Annotated in this window: 23 protein-coding genes and 2 other annotated features; of the genes, 18 read left to right on the top strand and 5 right to left on the bottom strand. The window is 40.5% G+C overall.

All coding sequences use genetic code 11. The features are described 5' to 3' along the window. The first annotated feature begins 98 nt into the window (after positions 1-98). From R8925_RS12525 to R8925_RS12495, 7 genes are all read left to right on the top strand, one after another. Positions 99-1,745: a poly(glycerol-phosphate) alpha-glucosyltransferase gene (locus R8925_RS12525; protein ID WP_430536170.1), complete on the top strand. Its 1,647-nt coding sequence runs from the start codon at positions 99-101 to the stop codon at positions 1,743-1,745. Positions 1,746-1,823: 78 nt separating this feature from the next. Next, entirely contained in the window at positions 1,824-2,096 is a 273-nt protein-coding gene (gene rpsP / locus R8925_RS12520; RefSeq protein WP_036093318.1) for a 30S ribosomal protein S16, read from the top strand. Positions 2,097-2,110: 14 nt separating this feature from the next. Next, positions 2,111-2,341 carry a KH domain-containing protein gene (locus tag R8925_RS12515; RefSeq protein ID WP_430536169.1) on the top strand — a complete coding sequence of 77 codons (231 nt, stop codon included), beginning with the start codon at positions 2,111-2,113 and terminating at the stop codon, positions 2,339-2,341. Between the two features lie 482 nt (positions 2,342-2,823). Next, positions 2,824-3,210, top strand: coding sequence for a YlqD family protein (locus R8925_RS12510; protein WP_430536168.1), 387 nt, complete (start codon positions 2,824-2,826; stop codon positions 3,208-3,210). Between the two features lie 10 nt (positions 3,211-3,220). Beyond that, entirely contained in the window at positions 3,221-3,739 is a 519-nt protein-coding gene (gene rimM, locus R8925_RS12505) for a ribosome maturation factor RimM (RefSeq protein WP_430536167.1), read from the top strand. Then, entirely contained in the window at positions 3,740-4,480 is a 741-nt protein-coding gene (gene trmD, locus R8925_RS12500) for a tRNA (guanosine(37)-N1)-methyltransferase TrmD (RefSeq protein WP_430536166.1), read from the top strand. It begins immediately after the preceding gene. 2 nt (positions 4,481-4,482) lie between these two features. Beyond that, positions 4,483-4,827 (top strand): hypothetical protein, encoded by a 345-nt coding sequence (locus R8925_RS12495; protein WP_430536165.1) that lies wholly within the window; start codon positions 4,483-4,485, stop codon positions 4,825-4,827. 37 nt (positions 4,828-4,864) lie between these two features. Here the strand turns inward: R8925_RS12495 and R8925_RS12490 are convergent, their stop codons facing one another. Then, the gene (locus R8925_RS12490; RefSeq protein ID WP_430536164.1) at positions 4,865-5,581 is read right to left on the bottom strand and encodes an MBL fold metallo-hydrolase; all 717 of its coding nucleotides are present in this window, start codon (positions 5,579-5,581) and stop codon (positions 4,865-4,867) included. Between the two features lie 195 nt (positions 5,582-5,776). Here R8925_RS12490 and rplS point away from each other — a divergent pair, with 195 nt between their 5' ends. Further along, positions 5,777-6,121 carry a 50S ribosomal protein L19 gene (gene rplS, locus R8925_RS12485; RefSeq protein WP_036064629.1) on the top strand — a complete coding sequence of 115 codons (345 nt, stop codon included), beginning with the start codon at positions 5,777-5,779 and terminating at the stop codon, positions 6,119-6,121. Between the two features lie 65 nt (positions 6,122-6,186). Here rplS and R8925_RS12480 read toward each other — a convergent pair whose 3' ends face one another. Together R8925_RS12480 and R8925_RS12475 are read right to left on the bottom strand one after the other, a co-directional pair. After that, positions 6,187-6,726, bottom strand: coding sequence for a DUF924 family protein (locus R8925_RS12480; protein ID WP_430536163.1), 540 nt, complete (start codon positions 6,724-6,726; stop codon positions 6,187-6,189). 37 nt (positions 6,727-6,763) lie between these two features. Beyond that, entirely contained in the window at positions 6,764-7,003 is a 240-nt protein-coding gene (locus R8925_RS12475; protein WP_430536162.1) for a DUF896 domain-containing protein, read from the bottom strand. 191 nt (positions 7,004-7,194) lie between these two features. Between R8925_RS12475 and R8925_RS12470 the strand changes: the two genes are divergently transcribed. From R8925_RS12470 to R8925_RS12440, 7 genes are all read left to right on the top strand, one after another. Next, on the top strand, positions 7,195-7,590 hold the full coding sequence (locus tag R8925_RS12470) for a VOC family protein (RefSeq protein ID WP_430536161.1): 396 nt from the start codon (positions 7,195-7,197) through the stop codon (positions 7,588-7,590). Then, positions 7,587-7,847, top strand: a complete 261-nt coding sequence (locus R8925_RS12465) for an Imm74 family immunity protein (RefSeq protein ID WP_430536160.1) — start codon at positions 7,587-7,589, stop codon at positions 7,845-7,847. The genes R8925_RS12470 and R8925_RS12465 overlap by 4 nt, the downstream gene beginning before the upstream one ends. 125 nt (positions 7,848-7,972) lie before the next feature. Further along, positions 7,973-8,111: a sequence feature (ribosomal protein L20 leader region), on the top strand. 45 nt (positions 8,112-8,156) lie between these two features. After that, positions 8,157-8,672 carry a translation initiation factor IF-3 gene (gene infC, locus R8925_RS12460; RefSeq protein WP_133619884.1) on the top strand — a complete coding sequence of 172 codons (516 nt, stop codon included), beginning with the start codon at positions 8,157-8,159 and terminating at the stop codon, positions 8,670-8,672. Positions 8,673-8,694: 22 nt separating this feature from the next. Beyond that, a complete protein-coding gene (rpmI, locus tag R8925_RS12455) occupies positions 8,695-8,895 on the top strand; it encodes a 50S ribosomal protein L35 (RefSeq protein WP_036072786.1) in 201 nt (66 codons plus the stop codon). A 64-nt stretch (positions 8,896-8,959) separates the two neighbouring features. Beyond that, positions 8,960-9,319 carry a 50S ribosomal protein L20 gene (gene rplT, locus R8925_RS12450; protein WP_430536159.1) on the top strand — a complete coding sequence of 120 codons (360 nt, stop codon included), beginning with the start codon at positions 8,960-8,962 and terminating at the stop codon, positions 9,317-9,319. A gap of 130 nt (positions 9,320-9,449) precedes the next feature. Beyond that, entirely contained in the window at positions 9,450-10,529 is a 1,080-nt protein-coding gene (locus R8925_RS12445) for a M42 family metallopeptidase (RefSeq protein ID WP_430536158.1), read from the top strand. Between the two features lie 42 nt (positions 10,530-10,571). Beyond that, positions 10,572-11,555: an NAD-dependent epimerase/dehydratase family protein gene (locus R8925_RS12440; RefSeq protein WP_430536157.1), complete on the top strand. Its 984-nt coding sequence runs from the start codon at positions 10,572-10,574 to the stop codon at positions 11,553-11,555. A gap of 46 nt (positions 11,556-11,601) precedes the next feature. Here the strand turns inward: R8925_RS12440 and R8925_RS12435 are convergent, their stop codons facing one another. Then, on the bottom strand, positions 11,602-12,948 hold the full coding sequence (locus R8925_RS12435) for a sodium-dependent transporter (protein ID WP_430536156.1): 1,347 nt from the start codon (positions 12,946-12,948) through the stop codon (positions 11,602-11,604). 143 nt (positions 12,949-13,091) lie between these two features. Between R8925_RS12435 and R8925_RS12430 the strand changes: the two genes are divergently transcribed. Beyond that, complete coding sequence (locus tag R8925_RS12430; protein ID WP_430536155.1) at positions 13,092-13,850, top strand: TrmH family RNA methyltransferase; 759 nt, start codon at positions 13,092-13,094, stop codon at positions 13,848-13,850. Positions 13,851-13,909: 59 nt separating this feature from the next. On the opposite strand, the gene R8925_RS12425 is transcribed toward R8925_RS12430, so the two are convergent. Next, positions 13,910-14,254 (bottom strand): DUF6054 family protein, encoded by a 345-nt coding sequence (locus tag R8925_RS12425; protein ID WP_430536154.1) that lies wholly within the window; start codon positions 14,252-14,254, stop codon positions 13,910-13,912. 176 nt (positions 14,255-14,430) lie between these two features. On the opposite strand from R8925_RS12425, the gene R8925_RS12420 reads away from it, so the two are divergent. Then, positions 14,431-14,766 (top strand): winged helix-turn-helix transcriptional regulator, encoded by a 336-nt coding sequence (locus tag R8925_RS12420; protein WP_430536153.1) that lies wholly within the window; start codon positions 14,431-14,433, stop codon positions 14,764-14,766. A 353-nt stretch (positions 14,767-15,119) separates the two neighbouring features. Further along, positions 15,120-15,350 (top strand) — a binding site (T-box leader). Positions 15,351-15,395: 45 nt separating this feature from the next. After that, complete coding sequence (gene pheS / locus R8925_RS12415; RefSeq protein WP_430536152.1) at positions 15,396-16,436, top strand: phenylalanine--tRNA ligase subunit alpha; 1,041 nt, start codon at positions 15,396-15,398, stop codon at positions 16,434-16,436. The last annotated feature ends 5 nt before the right edge of the window (positions 16,437-16,441 follow it).

Below are 16,441 nucleotides of genomic sequence, written 5' to 3'. Positions count from 1 at the left end.
AAAATACGTATCCAAAATCTAAATGCAGATTTTGGATACGTATTTTTCTAGGTCAGAGAACCTTTTGTCTCAGACTCTTATATAAGGGGTGGAAAGTTATGAACAGTGTTGATGCGATTTTGGAAATTAAAAAAAATATTGAAAAAAAAGCAAAACAAATTGGGAATATGAATTGGCATGGGAATTGGAAAGTATTTTTGTCGTTGGAGCATAATGAAAAGCGTGCGACCGTCATCAATTATAGTAATGCCTCGCTTGATTATATTTTTAAGCAAATACAAAAGGAGACGGATAAGCATACAACTACTTTCAAAATTGATGTGGCTTGCCAGTTCGAGACGATGCTTTTTTCAGAATGGAATGATATTGCGTTACATACAAAGAAGAACTACGGCCGTCTTGGAGTTTCTTTTGATAAGGGGTTTTATACGGCTTTATTAGAACAAGAGATTAACGGCAATGCTATGATACAGCCTAAGGAAGCTGGGATAGCGTTAAATGTAGAAAACTTAAATCGTTATTTAGTTCAATCGCACAAGGAGCATGGGAAATTAGAAATCGAGGCTGATTCAGAGATTGTTGTTTTTGATACAATTGGTTTTTATTTTGATGGGAACACCGTTTTGCCACTTTATAGTGGTGAATTGAATCATGGCCGGCGTGTGATATCACACTTGGAACCGTCTGATGTAGCCGAGCTTATCCAGCAATCTGGCGCGTATTTGGCGGATCAGGTCGGCGTAGATGGCGAATTTATTTATGGTTACTTTTCGTGCTTTGATAAGAAAATCCAGCACTACAACAGTTTACGCCATGCGAGTTCGACTTATTCTATGATTGAGTCGTATGAAGTATCTGGTGATGAGAAAATCTTGCGGGCAGCAGAGCGGGCATTGCGGTTTCTGGCTATTGACTTAATAAGGGAGCAGGGGGATCGTGCCTATGTCATCGAACGGGATAACAATGAAATTAAACTAGGCGCAAATGCGGCAGCAATTCTGGCTTTTTCGAAGTATATTCAGGTGACTAAAAATAATGATTATTTGGATCTGTGTCAGAAATTGGCACATGTGATTTGTGACCAACAACAGGAGAATGGCCAGTTTATTCATGTGTTAGAATATCCAACATTGGCTGTAAAAGATGCTTTTCGAATCATTTATTATGATGGCGAGGCGGTTCTTGGCTTATTGCGTCTATATGAAATTGACCGGGATTCACGCTGGCTAGATGTTGCGACGAAGGCTTTTAATCATTTTATAGAAAAAGAATATTGGAAAAATCATGATCATTGGCTTAGCTACTGCACAAATGAAATAATGAAATATTTACCAGAAGATCGTTATTTTGAATTTGGTCTAAAAAATGCAGCTGGGCGTCTTGACTTTATTCATGACCGCGAAACAACATTCCCGACTTTTTTAGAATTGACAGTTGCTACCCATGATATGTGCGAACGAATTGAAGCTGCGAATAAGGGATATCTACTCCAAGGTTTTAATCGTGAGAAATTAGAGCGAACAATCGAAAAACGAGCGGATTATCAACTCAATGGATTTTTCTATCCGGAGCTCGCCATGTATTATAAAAATCCAGCGCGAATTATGCATAGTTTCTTTATTAGACACCATTCTTTCCGTGTTCGAATTGATGATGTGGAACACAATATTTCGGGCTACTGTCGCTATTTAAATAGGATAACAGCTAATTTGCCAGAAAAAAAGAAAGAAAAAATGCACCTGTAAAGAAAAAACACTTTACAAACAAATTCTTTACTGGTAATATATATACTTGTGTAAGACTTTATGGAGGTGTATATATAAATGGCAGTTAAAATTCGTTTAAAACGTATGGGTTCTAACAAGAAACCTTTCTACCGTATTCAAGTTGCAGATTCTCGTTCTCCACGTGATGGCCGTTCAATTGAAACAGTGGGTACATACAATCCACTATTGAACCCAGCAGAAGTGAAAATCGACGAAGAAGCAGTTTTAAAATGGTTGCATAATGGCGCGAAACCATCTGACACAGTTCGTAACTTGTTGTCAAATGAAGGCATTATGGAAAAATTCCACAATTCAAAACTAGGTAAGTAATAAAGGTCATGGCTATGGAGGATTTAATTCTAACCATCGTAAAGCCTCTTGTCGATTATCAAGATGACGTTGTTGTCGCGGTAGAAGAGAGCGCTACAAGCCTTCTTTATAAATTATCAGTAAACAAAGATGATATGGGCCGCGTGATAGGCAAGCAAGGACGAATCGCGAAATCGATTCGCACGCTTGTCTATGCATCCGGAAACCGTAGCGAGAAGAAAGTGCGTCTCGAAATCATTGAATGACCGCCCACATTAATTTGTGAGGTGGTTTTTTGTTGGAGCCGTTTGAACAAAGTGAATTACGGCTCCAATATGCATGAGAGCGAAGCGAGCAGGTAATCCTTTAGTCTTTTTGAATGCCCAATCTAGAATAAATTGGCAGGTAATCCACCAGTAGCCGTTTGACGCTGAAATAGGTATAGCGGTAAATTGATACTTTTTTGCCATGTTTTTTAGAACCTAAATGAGAGACTCAGACTAATTTGATAATGGTTCATAGTACGGGGCAATCATGTTCGCGGGAACGCCTCGTTTTTTGGTCTATCACCGCTTTTAGATCCAGCTTAACGGGATACCTCCTCGAAATTTTCGTGCCCTCCATAAAAAGCAAGAACGGCTTTTTACTACGGCCCCTAACAAATTTTTTCGGAGCTGAACGAGCCCGTTCAGCTTTTCAATGTGTTACAATAAAACAAACACCTTCAACGGATAAAGGAGTGTTCCGCATGAAAATTATCCAAAAAGTTACTTTAAAGCAAGTTCTCACAGTAAGAAGTAAAGAAAAGTTATTGCAATACTACTCAGAGCAACGACAAAAGCTGCAAAAGGAAAGTGATCAACTTCATTTTGAACAAAAAAAGATGGAGCGTAGAAACAAGTTTAATCAAGAGTCGGTGAACAACTATTTTGCTAAAGAAATAGAAATGCGTTATGAGAAAGTGAAGCTCATTGAATTTCAAGTGGAACAGTTAGACATTTTACCGCTAGGAAGCGAAATTAAAGAGCAAGAATTAGATGCTATTCTAGATGTTGCAGTTGGCGATACTTGGGACGATTCGATGTTTACTAAGACGATTTTAGTAAAAGACAATATTATAGTAGAAATACGCTAGAGGTGAAAGTATGGAGCAGATGTTTAATGTAGGAAAAATAGTAAATACACACGGTTTAATGGGAGAAGTACGCGTGATTTCGCAGACAGATTTTGCGGATGAGCGATTTGCTCAAGGAAGTGAATTATTTTTATTTGCAAAAGGTGGTAAAAAACCTGAAAAATTGATTATCAAGACACACCGGAAACATAAGAATTTTGATTTGTTGACGTTTGAGGGTATTATTGGAATTAATAATGTGGAGCGGATGCGTGACGGAATGCTGAAAGTGCCAGAATCACAACTGGGTGAGTTGGAGGAGAATGAATATTATTTCCATGAGATTGTCGGTTGTGAGGTCTACACGGAAGAAGGCGAGTTGCTGGGTGAAATTAGCGAGATTTTGACGCCAGGTGCAAATGATGTCTGGGTTGTGCAAAAGAAAGGGCAAAAGGATAAGCTTGTACCTTATATCGCAGACGTTGTGAAGTCAGTCAACATCAAGGATAAGAAAATTACGATTTCTGTTATGGAAGGATTGTTTGACTAAATGAAAATGGATGTTTTGTCGATTTTTCCAACGATGTTCGACGGTATGACGGGAAATTCAATTATCAAAAAAACAATTGAAAAAGGGCTTGTAGATGTTTCTATTACGGACTTTCGGGAATATGCAGAAGGAAAGCATCAAACGGTGGATGATTACCCATATGGCGGTGGGGCTGGGATGCTTTTGAAGGCGCAACCGATTTTCTCGGCGGTGGAAGCTTTGCGAACGAGTACACCGAATACAAATCCGCGAATCATTTTAATGGACCCAGCTGGTAAGCGATTTGATCAGAAATTGGCGGAGGAATTTGCACGAGAGGAACATTTGATTTTTATCTGTGGGCATTATGAGGGATATGATGAGAGAATCCGTGAGTTTCTAGTAACAGATGAGGTTTCGATTGGTGATTATATCTTAACAGGTGGTGAAATCGGGGCAATGGCGATGATGGATAGTGTGATTCGTTTGCTACCAGGAGCGCTTGGTAATGCGGATTCGGCTGTAACGGATTCATTTTCTACAGGTTTACTTGAACACCCACATTACACGCGACCAGCACAGTTTCGTGATATGGAGGTTCCAGAGGTGCTTTTAAATGGGAATCATAAATTGATTGAGGAGTGGCGAGAGCGTGAATCTTTGCGTCGAACATGGGAACGCCGGCCAGACTTACTTGAAAGTTATACTTTATCTGATCAGCAACGAAAGTGGTTAGAGGAGATACAAAAAGGAGTGGACTAGGTATGGGAATTTTTAAAAATGAAGAGGCAGAAAATCGCGATGATGTGTTGAACCGTGACGTGGAGTCAGTGCTCGTATCAACTGGACCGACTGCGGTAAATCACGATGTTGTAAAAGTGGTATTTGTTCGCAATTACGTGCAAGCAGAAGCAAAAGTAGGTTGGGCGGCAACATCTGATTTTTCTGGTATTGTTCGTGGGTTGCAAGAGCAAGCGCATGAACTTGGTGGTGATGCTGTTCTTAATTGCCATTTTGAGGAGCAGTTTATCCGTGAAGAAGATGGTAAATTACTCATGAGTCAAGTTGGCTACGGAACAGTCGTTATGACAAAGATTACGAGATTTTAATAAAGAGAAATGGAGAGCCGCCTCATACGCTTGCTCTCTATTTCTTTGTTGCTGTAATCTTTTTTTTCGCGCGAGTTAGTGCTTGTTCGAGTGCGAGCATCGGTTCTGGAACCATTCGTCCATGTCCAACTGCAAGTAAGCTTGGATGATGCGACAAGATTTTTTCGGTAGAGGCAATACCGGTTTCTAAATCCCACGTTCCCATTGTCGGAAAAGGGAAGAGTGGACGAGTATCGCCTGCAATTGCAATGCCGCCTTGTGTCTGTATTAAATCGCCAACCATGATGGCTCTCGTTCGGTTATCTAAAAAAGAGATGGAGCCCGGCGTGTGCCCAGGTGTCTCGATTACGGATAGAGAACCAATCATATCGCCCTCGCCAATCGTTTTGGTCACTTTAACGGGAAATACTTTTGGATAAGAGCCTTTAATTGGTTTTTGCGCTTCAAAGGCATATGTTTCAGGCCTTTTAATTAATTGCAGTTCCCTATCAGAAATCATAACCTCCGCATCTGGATATGCCTCTATAATTGCTTGTATAGAACCAATGTGATCACCATGCGCATGGCTTAAAATAATATAGCGGAGTGGTAGGCCAGTAGCCGCGATATGTTGTATAATTTTGTTAGCGCTCATAGGCAAAGCTGTGTCGATAAGCGTAAGGAAGTCTCCATCTGTTACCAAATAACAATTTACGGGGAATAAGTATGGCAATGTAGTTAATTGTGTGAGATTATTTTGTGTCATTGCTCTCATTTTGGCACACATCCTCTCAATCAAATTAGATGACTCTATCATACCATATTTTAGCCATCAAGAAAAAATACTTTACAGGTCATGATAAATGTGATAGATTAGATTAGTAACTGGACAAATCCAGTTTTATAACGATGTTCCGCTTCATTACATATGTTGAATGAAAGAATGTCTGTTGGAAGGAGATGAAGTGTAATGAATTTGTTAATCAATGAAATTACTAAAAGTCAATTAAATCCAGACGTGCCTAGCTTCCGTCCTGGTGATACTGTTCGCCTTCACGTGAAGGTTGTCGAGGGAACTCGCGAACGTATTCAGCTTTTTGAAGGTGTTGTAATCAAACGCCGTGGAGCAGGAATCAGCGAAACTTTTACAGTTCGTAAAATCTCTTATAGTGTTGGCGTTGAGCGTACATTCCCTGTACACACACCGCGTATCGCTAAATTAGAAGTATTACGTCGTGGTAAAGTACGTCGTGCGAAATTGTATTACCTACGTGATCTACGTGGTAAAGCAGCTCGTATTAAAGAAATTCGTTAATTTTATTAAAACAAAAGACGATGGGCTCAAGCGGCCAATCGTCTTTTGTTTATTTTCTGTGTGACTCAAAAAGAGGAATCTGGTTCTTTTAGAAAGGCGATTTCTTCTTCTGTAGAGACTCTTCCTAAGATAGCATTTCGATGAGGATAGCGTCCAAAACGCAGTAAAATATCGCGATGCTTGTGCTCAAATTGGAGATTTGATTCCATCCCAACCTCAGAAAAATGTTTCACGGCCTCCTCATGAATAATTAATGATTCAGAATGCATGAAGGGCATGTACAAGAAGGCCCGTTGTGTAACCGATAACGCATCTAGTTCCCCTGAGGCAATAGCCTCCTGTGCTAAAACTAAGGCCATGCCATCATAGGCGAAAGAACGAGCATCATCTCGGTATAAATTCCTTGAAAACTGATCTAATACGATAATTTCAGCTAATCGTCCTGCTACTGTTTCGCGCCAGTTGGCTTTTTCTCCGTTAGCCACTTGACTATGAATGGATTGATAACGTTCTTTAATTAATACATCGAAATGTTCATCCTTCTTAAACCACTGGCTCGGTTCACATTCTTCAAACCAAAAATGGATAATTTCTTGATAAGTCATAAATTATTCCTCCTATTTTTATATCGCTATGAGTGCTTTAGCGATTATGAATACCTTTTTCTTTTTGAATTCTTTTAAGTTTTTCTGGTGTGACATCATTATTGTTTTCATCCATTACTTTTAGGCCTTCTACCATGTTTCTAAAGCCAAACCGCAAACTTTTAATATATTCTTGCCTTAAATGACGTTGCTCTCTTTTTTCGCTATCTGTCAGTGGGTATTCTCTAGAGAGGCGGCTTAACTCATTAATCCGTTGTAACCTTTCTTGTACAGTCATTCTTTTATACCCCCGTTTCTTTAACTTTTCTACATATAGTATTTTCTAGGTTGTTAACACCTTTAGTTTATAACTAAACTATAAAAGTGTCAAGTTTTGAGATTAATTTGTTATATAGAGAAGCTTCATTTGCAAATAATGACGATATCGCGTATCCTGATTGTATTAATAAAGATGAAAGGATGTTGAAAATGAAAAAACTAATACCGTATTTAACAACCGATCATTGCAAAGAAGCTGTTTCTTATTACCACGCTATTTTTGGTGGTGAAATCAAAAATTTGCAAATGTCAGATGGAATTCCTGGTTTTGAGCAATACCCAAACAAAGTCCTCCATGCAGAAATCGTTATTAATGAGCAATTGACATTATACCTCAATGATATTTTCCAAACACCAGTTACAGAAGGAAATAGCGTTATGCTTGGATTGGAGTTTGACTCAGAGGAAGAAATTACGACAATTTATACAGCGCTGGCTGAAGAAGGGATAGTTGAGATGGAGCTCCAAGAAGCGTTTTGGGGAGCAGTTCATGCGAAGGTTGTTGATAAATTTGGATTTAGTTGGGAATTGAATTGGGAGAAATGACGCAAACCAGTCAACTAATACTTACAGCCCGCAACAACCATATCATTGTCGAAAATCAATCCGGTCAACACTTTCAACTGACCGGTGAGCTCGTTCGCGGTGGTTTCATCGCTGATCCTGCATCCGTTAAAAATTGGAATAAAGCAGGTGCCACAAAACCAATTGGCCAATCTGAAAAAGACGAAATCATGACACAAATCATGAAGCAAACGATTAACAGCCCATTTAAAATTCTATTTCAAGAACTCGAAATTTGAAAAAGTTTCCGAAAAGCTCTTGAAAAGCCACAAAAACTTTGGTATGATAAATCTCGTGGTCGAATGAGTAGGTGATTTGACATATGCAGTCTAGCCGTGGTACAATAACTTCTGGTTAATGAATGACAAGAAAGAAGGAGCATCCCGCTTCTCGCCTCGTAAATATATATTTGCAGGCAAAGAATTGGAATTATGGTTCACGTATGTACTATGTGAATTTTCTGATGTGCGGGTTTGTAATGAAACCGGCGCTTTTTTTAATGCGTACTTTCACTTGTTATGAGTAATAATTTATGGAGGTGGCTCACCATTAGCAAAGACATGTTAGTAAACGATGGGATTCGTGCACGTGAATTAAGATTGATTGATCAAGATGGCGAACAGCTTGGAGTTAAAACAAAAGCTGAAGCACTTGAAATTGCGGAGAAAGCCAATTTGGATGTTGTTCTAGTTGCACCGACAGCGAAACCGCCAGTAGCCCGTATTATGGACTATGGTAAATTCCGCTTTGAGCAACAGAAGAAAGACAAAGAAGCTCGCAAAAATCAAAAAATCATCGTAATGAAAGAGGTTCGTTTAAGTCCTACGATTGACGAACATGATTTCGATACGAAACTACGTAATGCGCGCAAGTTCCTTCAAAAAGGCGATAAAGTAAAATGCTCTATCCGCTTTAAAGGACGTGCGATTACCCATAAAGAAATTGGTCAGAAGGTGCTTGACCGCTTTGCAAAAGAGTGTGAAGATCTTAGTACAATTGAGCAAAGACCAAAAATGGACGGACGTTCAATGTTCTTAGTCCTTGCACCAATTCAAGAGAAGTAAAGTTTTAGAGGAGGAAATATTCATGCCAAAAATGAAAACTCACCGTGGCTCTGCTAAGCGTTTCAAAAGAACAGGTTCTGGTAAATTAAAACGTTCGCACGGTTACACAAGTCATATGTTCGCAAACAAATCTCAAAAACAAAAACGTAAACTACGTAAAAGTGCGTTAGTTTCAAAAGGTGACTTCAGACGTATTCGTCAAATGGTCGCTAAAATGAAATAAGTAAGTTTTAATACGGAAAAACACAGAATCTATTTTTGTGAAAACCCATTAGGAGGTAATTTATATGCCACGCGTAAAAGGCGGAACAGTAACACGCAAACGTCGTAAAAAGATAATTAAATTAGCAAAGGGCTATTATGGCTCGAAGCACACACTATATAAAGTAGCAAACCAAGCGGTAATGAAATCTTACCAATATGCTTACCGTGATCGTCGTCAAAAGAAACGTGATTTCCGTAAATTATGGATTGCACGTATCAATGCAGCGGCTCGTTTGAATGATCTTTCTTACAGCAAATTCATGCACGGTTTGAAATTAGCTGGTATTGATATGAACCGTAAAATGTTAGCGGATCTTGCCGTTCACGATGAAGTAGCTTTCACGCAAATCGCGACACAAGCAAAAGACGCTCTAGCTAAATAAGCAACGAACAAAAGTGGTGAACGGAGAATCTAATTCCTGTTCGCCTTTTTTTATGCCTACAAGTGGTTTTGTCGATAGAAATCGCGTATACTGTACAAAGTAGAGATGTAATTTCAAGGAGGAACAATAGATGGATAAACAGTTAGAAATGTTGAAAGAACTGACCGACGCAAAGGGTATTTCAGGAAATGAGCGTGCGGTACGTGAAGTCTTCAAACAATACATAGAGCCACTTGCAGATACGTTTGAAACAGACGGACTTGGTAGTGCGATTGCAACAAAAACAGGGGATACAAGTGGTCCGAAAATTATGATTGCAGGCCATCTGGATGAGGTAGGGTTCATGGTAACCCAAATCGATGAGAAGGGTTTCATCAAATTCCAAACAATTGGCGGTTGGGTTAGTTCGGTTATGCTGGCGCAACGTGTAACCATTGTAACGCGTTCTGGAGAAGAGATTACGGGGGTTATCGGTTCTAAGCCGCCGCATTTGATGAGTGCAGCAGAGCGTCAAAAGGCGTTTGATATTAAAGATATGTTCATCGATGTTGGTGCTGCAGATAAAGAAGAGGTTGTGAGCTGGGGAATTAAACCTGGCGATATGATTGTGCCTGCCTTTGAATTCACTGTGATGAAAAATGAAAAATATTTGCTTGCAAAAGCTTGGGATAACCGGATTGGGCTTGCGATTGCGATTGAAGTTTTGCGTCAATTACAAGAGGAAAAACATCCGAATGTTGTTTACGGTGTTGGTACTGTGCAAGAAGAAGTCGGGTTGCGTGGTGCTAAAACATCAGCACATCAAGTGATGCCAGATATTGCGTTTGCAGTTGACGTTGGTATTGCAGGGGACACACCAGGAGTGACAGCGAAAGAAGCAGTCAGCAAGATGGGGGAAGGTCCGCAAATTATTATTTATGACGCATCGATGATTAGTCATGCCCCATTGCGCAATTTTGTGACAGATGTTGCTGATGAGCTTGAAATTCCTTATCAGTTTGAGGCAATCGCTGCAGGTGGTACAGATTCGGGTGCGATTCATTTGACTGGAAATGGCATTCCATCACTTTCTATCACGATTGCGACGCGCTATATCCACTCGCACACATCGATGCTTCACCGTGATGATTTTACAAATGCGGTGAAACTGATTATCGAAGTTGTGAAACGTCTAGACGCAGATAAAGTAAAAGAGATTCGTTTAGGATAAACAGTAACACCACTTCAGAACGAGCTGGGAGGTTTTACAACAGTGAAATCCGTATTTATTCTTGGTGGGACGGGTCTAATAGGTTACGCCGCAACGGAAGCGTTTTTGGACACGGAGGATTATCAGGTAACGACGTTCTCTTTGCCACCAGTACCGACAAATCACGTGCTAGATTCGCGTGCCAAGCATCACTTTGGTGATATAAATAACATGTCTGATGCTGAGATTGTGAAATTTTTAAAAGGGCATGATATTTTTGTTTTTGCGGGTGGTGTGAATTCGCACTATATTCCGAAGAAACCAGCGAAAGAATTTTTCTTTCAGATGAATGTGGAGCCTGTTCAGCATTTGGCACAACTCGCGAGGCAAGCTGGGATGTCGCGATTCATTCTCTGTACCTCTTTTTATAATTATTTTCATGCGTTGTGGCCGGAGTTACAGCTGACAGGGCTCCATCCATATATTTATGCAAGTGTTGAGCAGGAAATGCGTCTAATGCAGGAAAACGGGAATGGGTTAACCACAGTGGCTTTGCGTTTGCCATATGTTGTTGGCTTAGTGCCTGGCCGTGTCTCAGCGTGGAAAACATATGCAAAACGATTGCATCGCGCGGAGTTTCCACTGTACGTTAATCATCATAACAAGGCGACGGGTGGCTCATGCTATATGACAGCGAAACAGGTAGCACAGGCGCTCATTGGGGCGACAAACGATGAAGTTCCATCTAAAAGTTATACACTTGGCTGGCGCAATATATCGAATGAGACTTTTTTAACACTTGCAAAACGGGCAATGAAATCAGATACTCAGATTAAAACACTGACACTCCGCGAACTCCAAGCAATTGCTATGAAAGAGGCGCATGAAAACGAATTAGCAGGTCGGGAAGCAGGGCTTGAACCGGTGGCCTATTCGGAATTGTTGACGCGTGCGCTTTATGTAGACCCGATTGAAGCGCTGGATGAGCTCGATTATCATAATGACAATGTGGAGCTTGCAATCCAACAAGTTTTCACAAGTTTATAGCAAAAAAAACGATGATGCCTTGATTTCGCATCATCGTTTTTCATCATTATAGAATTCCCAACTGTTGCAAAAATACAAGGAAAATCGCAACAGGGCATACATATTTCAAAATCAATAACCAAGCGGCAAAAAGTTTGAATCGAAAAGCTCCATCTGATGTGATTTCATCTAGTAAAACCTGGCGCGGTATTCGAAATCCGACAAAAATAGCAATCAAGAAAGCACCAATTGGAAGTAAGATATTGGATGCGAGATAGTCCGCAATTTCGAATAAATTCTTTCCGAAAAGAGTGACATCAGCAAGCGCTCCCGTACTTAATGAAGTGGGAACGGCGAGTAACGTAACTACCGCAACAACGATTAAGAGCACTTGTTTCCTAGCTGCTGGCCGTTTTTCGAGGAATGCGGTGACTGGGACTTCAAATAAATTGAAGCTAGACGTCAGCGCTGCAAATAGGAATAGCACCAAAAATAATAGCAAAAGTACAATGCCAAACGGAACCTGGTTGAAAATTGCTGGCAAGACGATAAATAGTAGCCCAGGTCCTGCCTGTGGTTCGATTCCGAATGAAAATGCAGCTGGGAATATCGCAAGGCCTGCGAACAAAGAAACAAGCAAGTTCATCAAGGCAATGGTTAACGCACTACTTGGCAAGAATACATCACGTTTTAAATAGGAAGCATACGTGATCATTCCACCAACCCCAACAGCTAATGAAAAGAAACTCTGTCCAAGCGCCTGCAAAATTCCGTCCGAAGATAAATCACCGAATTTCGGCTCTAAAAAGTAAATCACACCATCCATCGCGTTCGGCAATGTCAAGGCGTACACAATCAATATGAGCAAAAAAATGAACAGAGCAGGCATCATCCAGCGATTCGCACGCTCAATACCAGCTGTAATACCTTTTAGCAAAACGAAAAAATTAATCGCGATGAAAATTACTGTGGCTAAAATCACTTGAAACGGATCATTAGAAGTCGCCACAAACAGCTCAGTTAATGCCTCTACAGAGAGATTGTGAAGTGCTCCTGTTAGAGCCTTCCATATGTAGAGCAACGCCCAGCCACCAACTACACAATAAAAAGCAAGAATTAAAAAGCAAGTAACAACGCCAATGCGCCCAGTCCAATCCCATTTCGTATTGGGTGCAAGCTTACGGTAAGCAGCAATTGTGCCACTCTGCGTGTTCCGGCCAATAACAAATTCTCCAAGCAAAACTGGCAAACCAATAAAAATAGTGAAAATAGCAAAAATCAGAAAGAAAGCACCACCACCTGCATTTGCTGTCACATAAGGCATTTTCCACAGTGCACCTAACCCAATTGCAGAGCCCGCTGATGCTAAAATAAATCCAAATTTTGATGTCCATTGTTCTCGATTTGTTTGCATAATAGTTTCAATCTCCCCTTTAGTGCGTTTCATCTTTAACGTATTATAACAGTTTTTAGTAGGAGATAACAACCTGAAAATAAGCTTTTTCCGAATAATTATCCAATATGCTATAATAGACAAGAATGGGAGTGTGATGAATCGTGGAAATGATTAAATCAACGAAAAATGACCGCGTCAAAAATTGGCGTAAATTACAAACGAAGAAAGGCAGACAGCAAGAATTTTCATATTTAGTAGAAGGGTTTCATCTTGTGGAGGAGGCGTTACGTCAAGACGGCTTGGTAACGGAACTGATTGTAGCACCGAATGTGAAAATTCCGGAAGGCTGGAACACCACGAATATCCCTGTGTTTTATGTGAATAAAGAAGTTGCGACAAGTATCAGTGAAACAATCACCGATCAAGGAATTTTTGCCGTTGTGAAGATGGAAGATCCAGAAATTATGATGCTATTTGGTAAAAAGTTTTTGCTACTAGACGGTGTTCAAGATCCGGGGAATGTAGGGACTTTGATTCGTACGGCTGATGCTGCTGGATATGATGCGGTCGTTTTAGGGCGTGGAAGCGCCGATTTATACAATCCAAAGGTAATTCGTTCGACACAAGGGAGCCATTTTCACATTCCAGTTTTGCAAGCGAACTTACTGCATTGGATTGAGCGTTTTGAAGAAGAAGGCGTGCCTATTTTTGGGGCCGTTTTAGACGATACAGCGACAAAATTACAAGAAGTGGAGCCTCGAGAAACGTTGGCGTTGATGGTTGGTAACGAAGGGAATGGTATTCAGGTGGAACTTCAAACACGATTAACGCACAAGGTATACATACCAATATATGGTGCAAGTGAGTCGCTAAACGTTGCGGTCGCAGCAGGGATTTTGATGTATGGATTGAGGAAGTAATTCTAATCAGGCTACAAAAAGAGTACGATCCTAAAAATCAGGTTCGTACTCTTTGTTTGCTAGTCGGAGATCTTTACTTCTTTAATAAGCACTGGTTTCAAAGCTGATTTCACCCCACCAATAATTCCTTTCGCTGCACTCCAATCGATGTTAAATAAGGTACCAGAGCCGCCTGTTGAGATCATAGTGACTTCGGTTACGTGGTTAAAATCATGAACAACAATGAATAGAGCGGTATGGTTACCGGGGCGTAGAGAAGATTGGTCATAAGTCAACATGCCTTGATGGAAAGCTCCGAACTGGCGAAGCTCTTCAAACACGATATCCTTTGTTGATTGAGATAATTTGATTAAATCCATGGTTTCTGTTACGCTACTTTTTACAACATACCTAGATTGAGTCATGATTGATAGTCCCTCCAATCATAATTTACGGGCATTAGCTTATCTGCTACTTTTATTTTACGCTTAAATAAGTGAATTTTCAATGGGTTGAAACGCTTATTAATTGTAAGTTGGTGAGTTTAAATGAGTTACTTTCTGGCTTGGAATGTGGTATAATACTTCTAGAGGTGAGAACAATGAAAGAACAAACGCATACAATGTGTCCGAAGTTCGAGAATGCCTTTTCGCTACTTGGTAAGCGTTGGACTGGTCTGATTATTAATGTATTGTTGGATGGACCGAAACGCTTTAAGGAAATTGCAGGCGAGATTACGCAAATGAGTGATCGTGTCCTTGCTGAGCGCTTAAAAGAGTTAGAAGAATCCGGAATCATCGTGCGACATGTGTACCCAGAGACACCTGTTCGTATTGAATATGTATTGACTGAAAAAGGTAAAGGCTTGGAGAAAGTGATGATTCAAGTTCAGGAATGGGCAGAGAATTGGATTGAGCTAACCCCAGCTGAGAATTAGTAAAAGATATGACTCTAGACTGTAGAAAAACTACTTCATATGATATCCCACCAAACTTCAGCGTGGCAACAAATGCTTAGTTTCTAGGCAAAAATGAGTACAAGTGCGGAGCGTACTAGAGTACGTTGACTGAAAACAAGGAGGGAGTCTTATCCCCGACCATGTGAGAAGTTATGCGAAACGCAGTGTAGAAGAGCACTGGAACGGAGTTTTAACGACGAAAATGAGTGTTTGTCGACACGCTGAGATATGACTCTTAATCATGTTTCATGATGATTGAGAGTCATATTTATTTTTTGTCTTGAAAATTCGATTCAAACATACTATAATGAAAGCTATCAACTAAATATATGAGAAAGACATTGAAGGGGACAAGTAGTTATACGGATGCATTTTTAGGGAGAGGTTATCTTAGACTGGAAATAACCTTATGATACGTATTTGCGAACATTTCAGCTCTGGAGTCGCTGTCGGGATTTTTTTAATGAAAGGCAGATCGGTGTGAAGCCGTTATTTGAATGAAGTGGATGGCTTTTTGCTGTCTATTAGGGTGGTACCGCGTGATTATAAACCTCGTCCCTTTGTGGATAAGGTTTTTTATTTTGGCTAAAAATAAGGAGTGAAGTAGCGTGTTAGATCAGTTGGAACAATTGAAACAAGAGGCTGTAAAAGAAATCGCGGCTGTGGAAAGTTTGGAAACATTGAACGATTTACGTGTGAAGTATTTGGGTAAAAAGGGACCGATGACCGAAATTATGAAGCAAATGGGTAAATTATCTGCAGAAGAACGCCCAAAAGTGGGAGCCATCGCGAATGAGGTTCGAGAAGAATTAACGAATGCAATTCAGGAAAAGCAAGAAGCGTTAGGCGCAGCTGAGATTAAGAAGCAGCTTGCAAATGAAACAATCGATGTGACGCTTCCAGGAACGGCTGTGAAAGAAGGGACAGCCCACTTGTTGACGCAAGTTATTGAGGAGATTGAAGACTTGTTTATCGGAATGGGCTATACCATCGCGGAGGGGCCAGAAGTCGAGAAGGACTACTACAACTTTGAGGCGTTGAACTTACCTAAGGATCATCCAGCTCGCGATATGCAAGATAGTTTTTATATCACAGAGAACACGTTGTTGCGTACGCAAACTTCCCCTGTTCAGGCACGTGTGATGGAGCAACATGACTTTGCGAATGGGCCAATTAAGATTATTTGCCCAGGTAAAGTGTATCGCCGCGACAATGATGACGCGACGCATTCCCACCAATTTACGCAAATTGAAGGTTTGGTTGTAGATGAGAATATCACATTAGCTGATTTAAAAGGAACGCTGACTGTTCTTGCAAAAAAAATGTTTGGCGAAGAGCGCGATGTCAGATTGCGTCCTAGCTTCTTCCCGTTCACAGAACCGTCTGTTGAAATGGATATTTCATGTTTCAAATGCGGTGGTGAAGGCTGTCGCGTGTGTAAAGGAACCGGTTGGATTGAAATTCTTGGCTCTGGCATGGTTCATCCCAATGTGCTTGAAATGTCAGGCATTGATTCCAAAAAATATAGCGGTTTCGCATTTGGTATGGGCCCAGAACGCGTCGCGATGTTGAAATATGCGGTGGATGATATTCGTCACCTATACACAAACGATTTGCGGTTTACAAAACAATTTTCGGTGAAAGAATAAGGGGG

This window comes from Listeria rocourtiae subsp. hofi (genome assembly GCF_963575615.1).
Classification (GTDB): Bacteria; Bacillota; Bacilli; order Lactobacillales; family Listeriaceae; genus Listeria_A; species Listeria_A hofi.
This window is presented reverse-complemented; position numbering and strand designations above follow the sequence as displayed.

Coding starts and splice junctions, on each gene's coding strand:
- R8925_RS12470 (WP_430536161.1), top strand. CDS start 7,195: ATGAAAAAACTAATACCGTATTTAACAACCGATCATTGCAAAGAAGCT.
- R8925_RS12465 (WP_430536160.1), top strand. CDS start 7,587: ATGACGCAAACCAGTCAACTAATACTTACAGCCCGCAACAACCATATC.
- R8925_RS12425 (WP_430536154.1), bottom strand. CDS start 14,254: ATGACTCAATCTAGGTATGTTGTAAAAAGTAGCGTAACAGAAACCATG.
- R8925_RS12525 (WP_430536170.1), top strand. CDS start 99: ATGAACAGTGTTGATGCGATTTTGGAAATTAAAAAAAATATTGAAAAA.
- trmD (WP_430536166.1), top strand. CDS start 3,740: ATGAAAATGGATGTTTTGTCGATTTTTCCAACGATGTTCGACGGTATG.
- rplT (WP_430536159.1), top strand. CDS start 8,960: ATGCCACGCGTAAAAGGCGGAACAGTAACACGCAAACGTCGTAAAAAG.
- rpmI (WP_036072786.1), top strand. CDS start 8,695: ATGCCAAAAATGAAAACTCACCGTGGCTCTGCTAAGCGTTTCAAAAGA.
- R8925_RS12475 (WP_430536162.1), bottom strand. CDS start 7,003: ATGACTGTACAAGAAAGGTTACAACGGATTAATGAGTTAAGCCGCCTC.
- R8925_RS12480 (WP_430536163.1), bottom strand. CDS start 6,726: ATGACTTATCAAGAAATTATCCATTTTTGGTTTGAAGAATGTGAACCG.
- R8925_RS12420 (WP_430536153.1), top strand. CDS start 14,431: ATGAAAGAACAAACGCATACAATGTGTCCGAAGTTCGAGAATGCCTTT.
- R8925_RS12495 (WP_430536165.1), top strand. CDS start 4,483: ATGGGAATTTTTAAAAATGAAGAGGCAGAAAATCGCGATGATGTGTTG.
- R8925_RS12515 (WP_430536169.1), top strand. CDS start 2,111: ATGGAGGATTTAATTCTAACCATCGTAAAGCCTCTTGTCGATTATCAA.
- rpsP (WP_036093318.1), top strand. CDS start 1,824: ATGGCAGTTAAAATTCGTTTAAAACGTATGGGTTCTAACAAGAAACCT.
- R8925_RS12435 (WP_430536156.1), bottom strand. CDS start 12,948: ATGCAAACAAATCGAGAACAATGGACATCAAAATTTGGATTTATTTTA.
- rimM (WP_430536167.1), top strand. CDS start 3,221: ATGGAGCAGATGTTTAATGTAGGAAAAATAGTAAATACACACGGTTTA.
- R8925_RS12490 (WP_430536164.1), bottom strand. CDS start 5,581: ATGAGAGCAATGACACAAAATAATCTCACACAATTAACTACATTGCCA.
- rplS (WP_036064629.1), top strand. CDS start 5,777: ATGAATTTGTTAATCAATGAAATTACTAAAAGTCAATTAAATCCAGAC.
- R8925_RS12445 (WP_430536158.1), top strand. CDS start 9,450: ATGGATAAACAGTTAGAAATGTTGAAAGAACTGACCGACGCAAAGGGT.
- R8925_RS12510 (WP_430536168.1), top strand. CDS start 2,824: ATGAAAATTATCCAAAAAGTTACTTTAAAGCAAGTTCTCACAGTAAGA.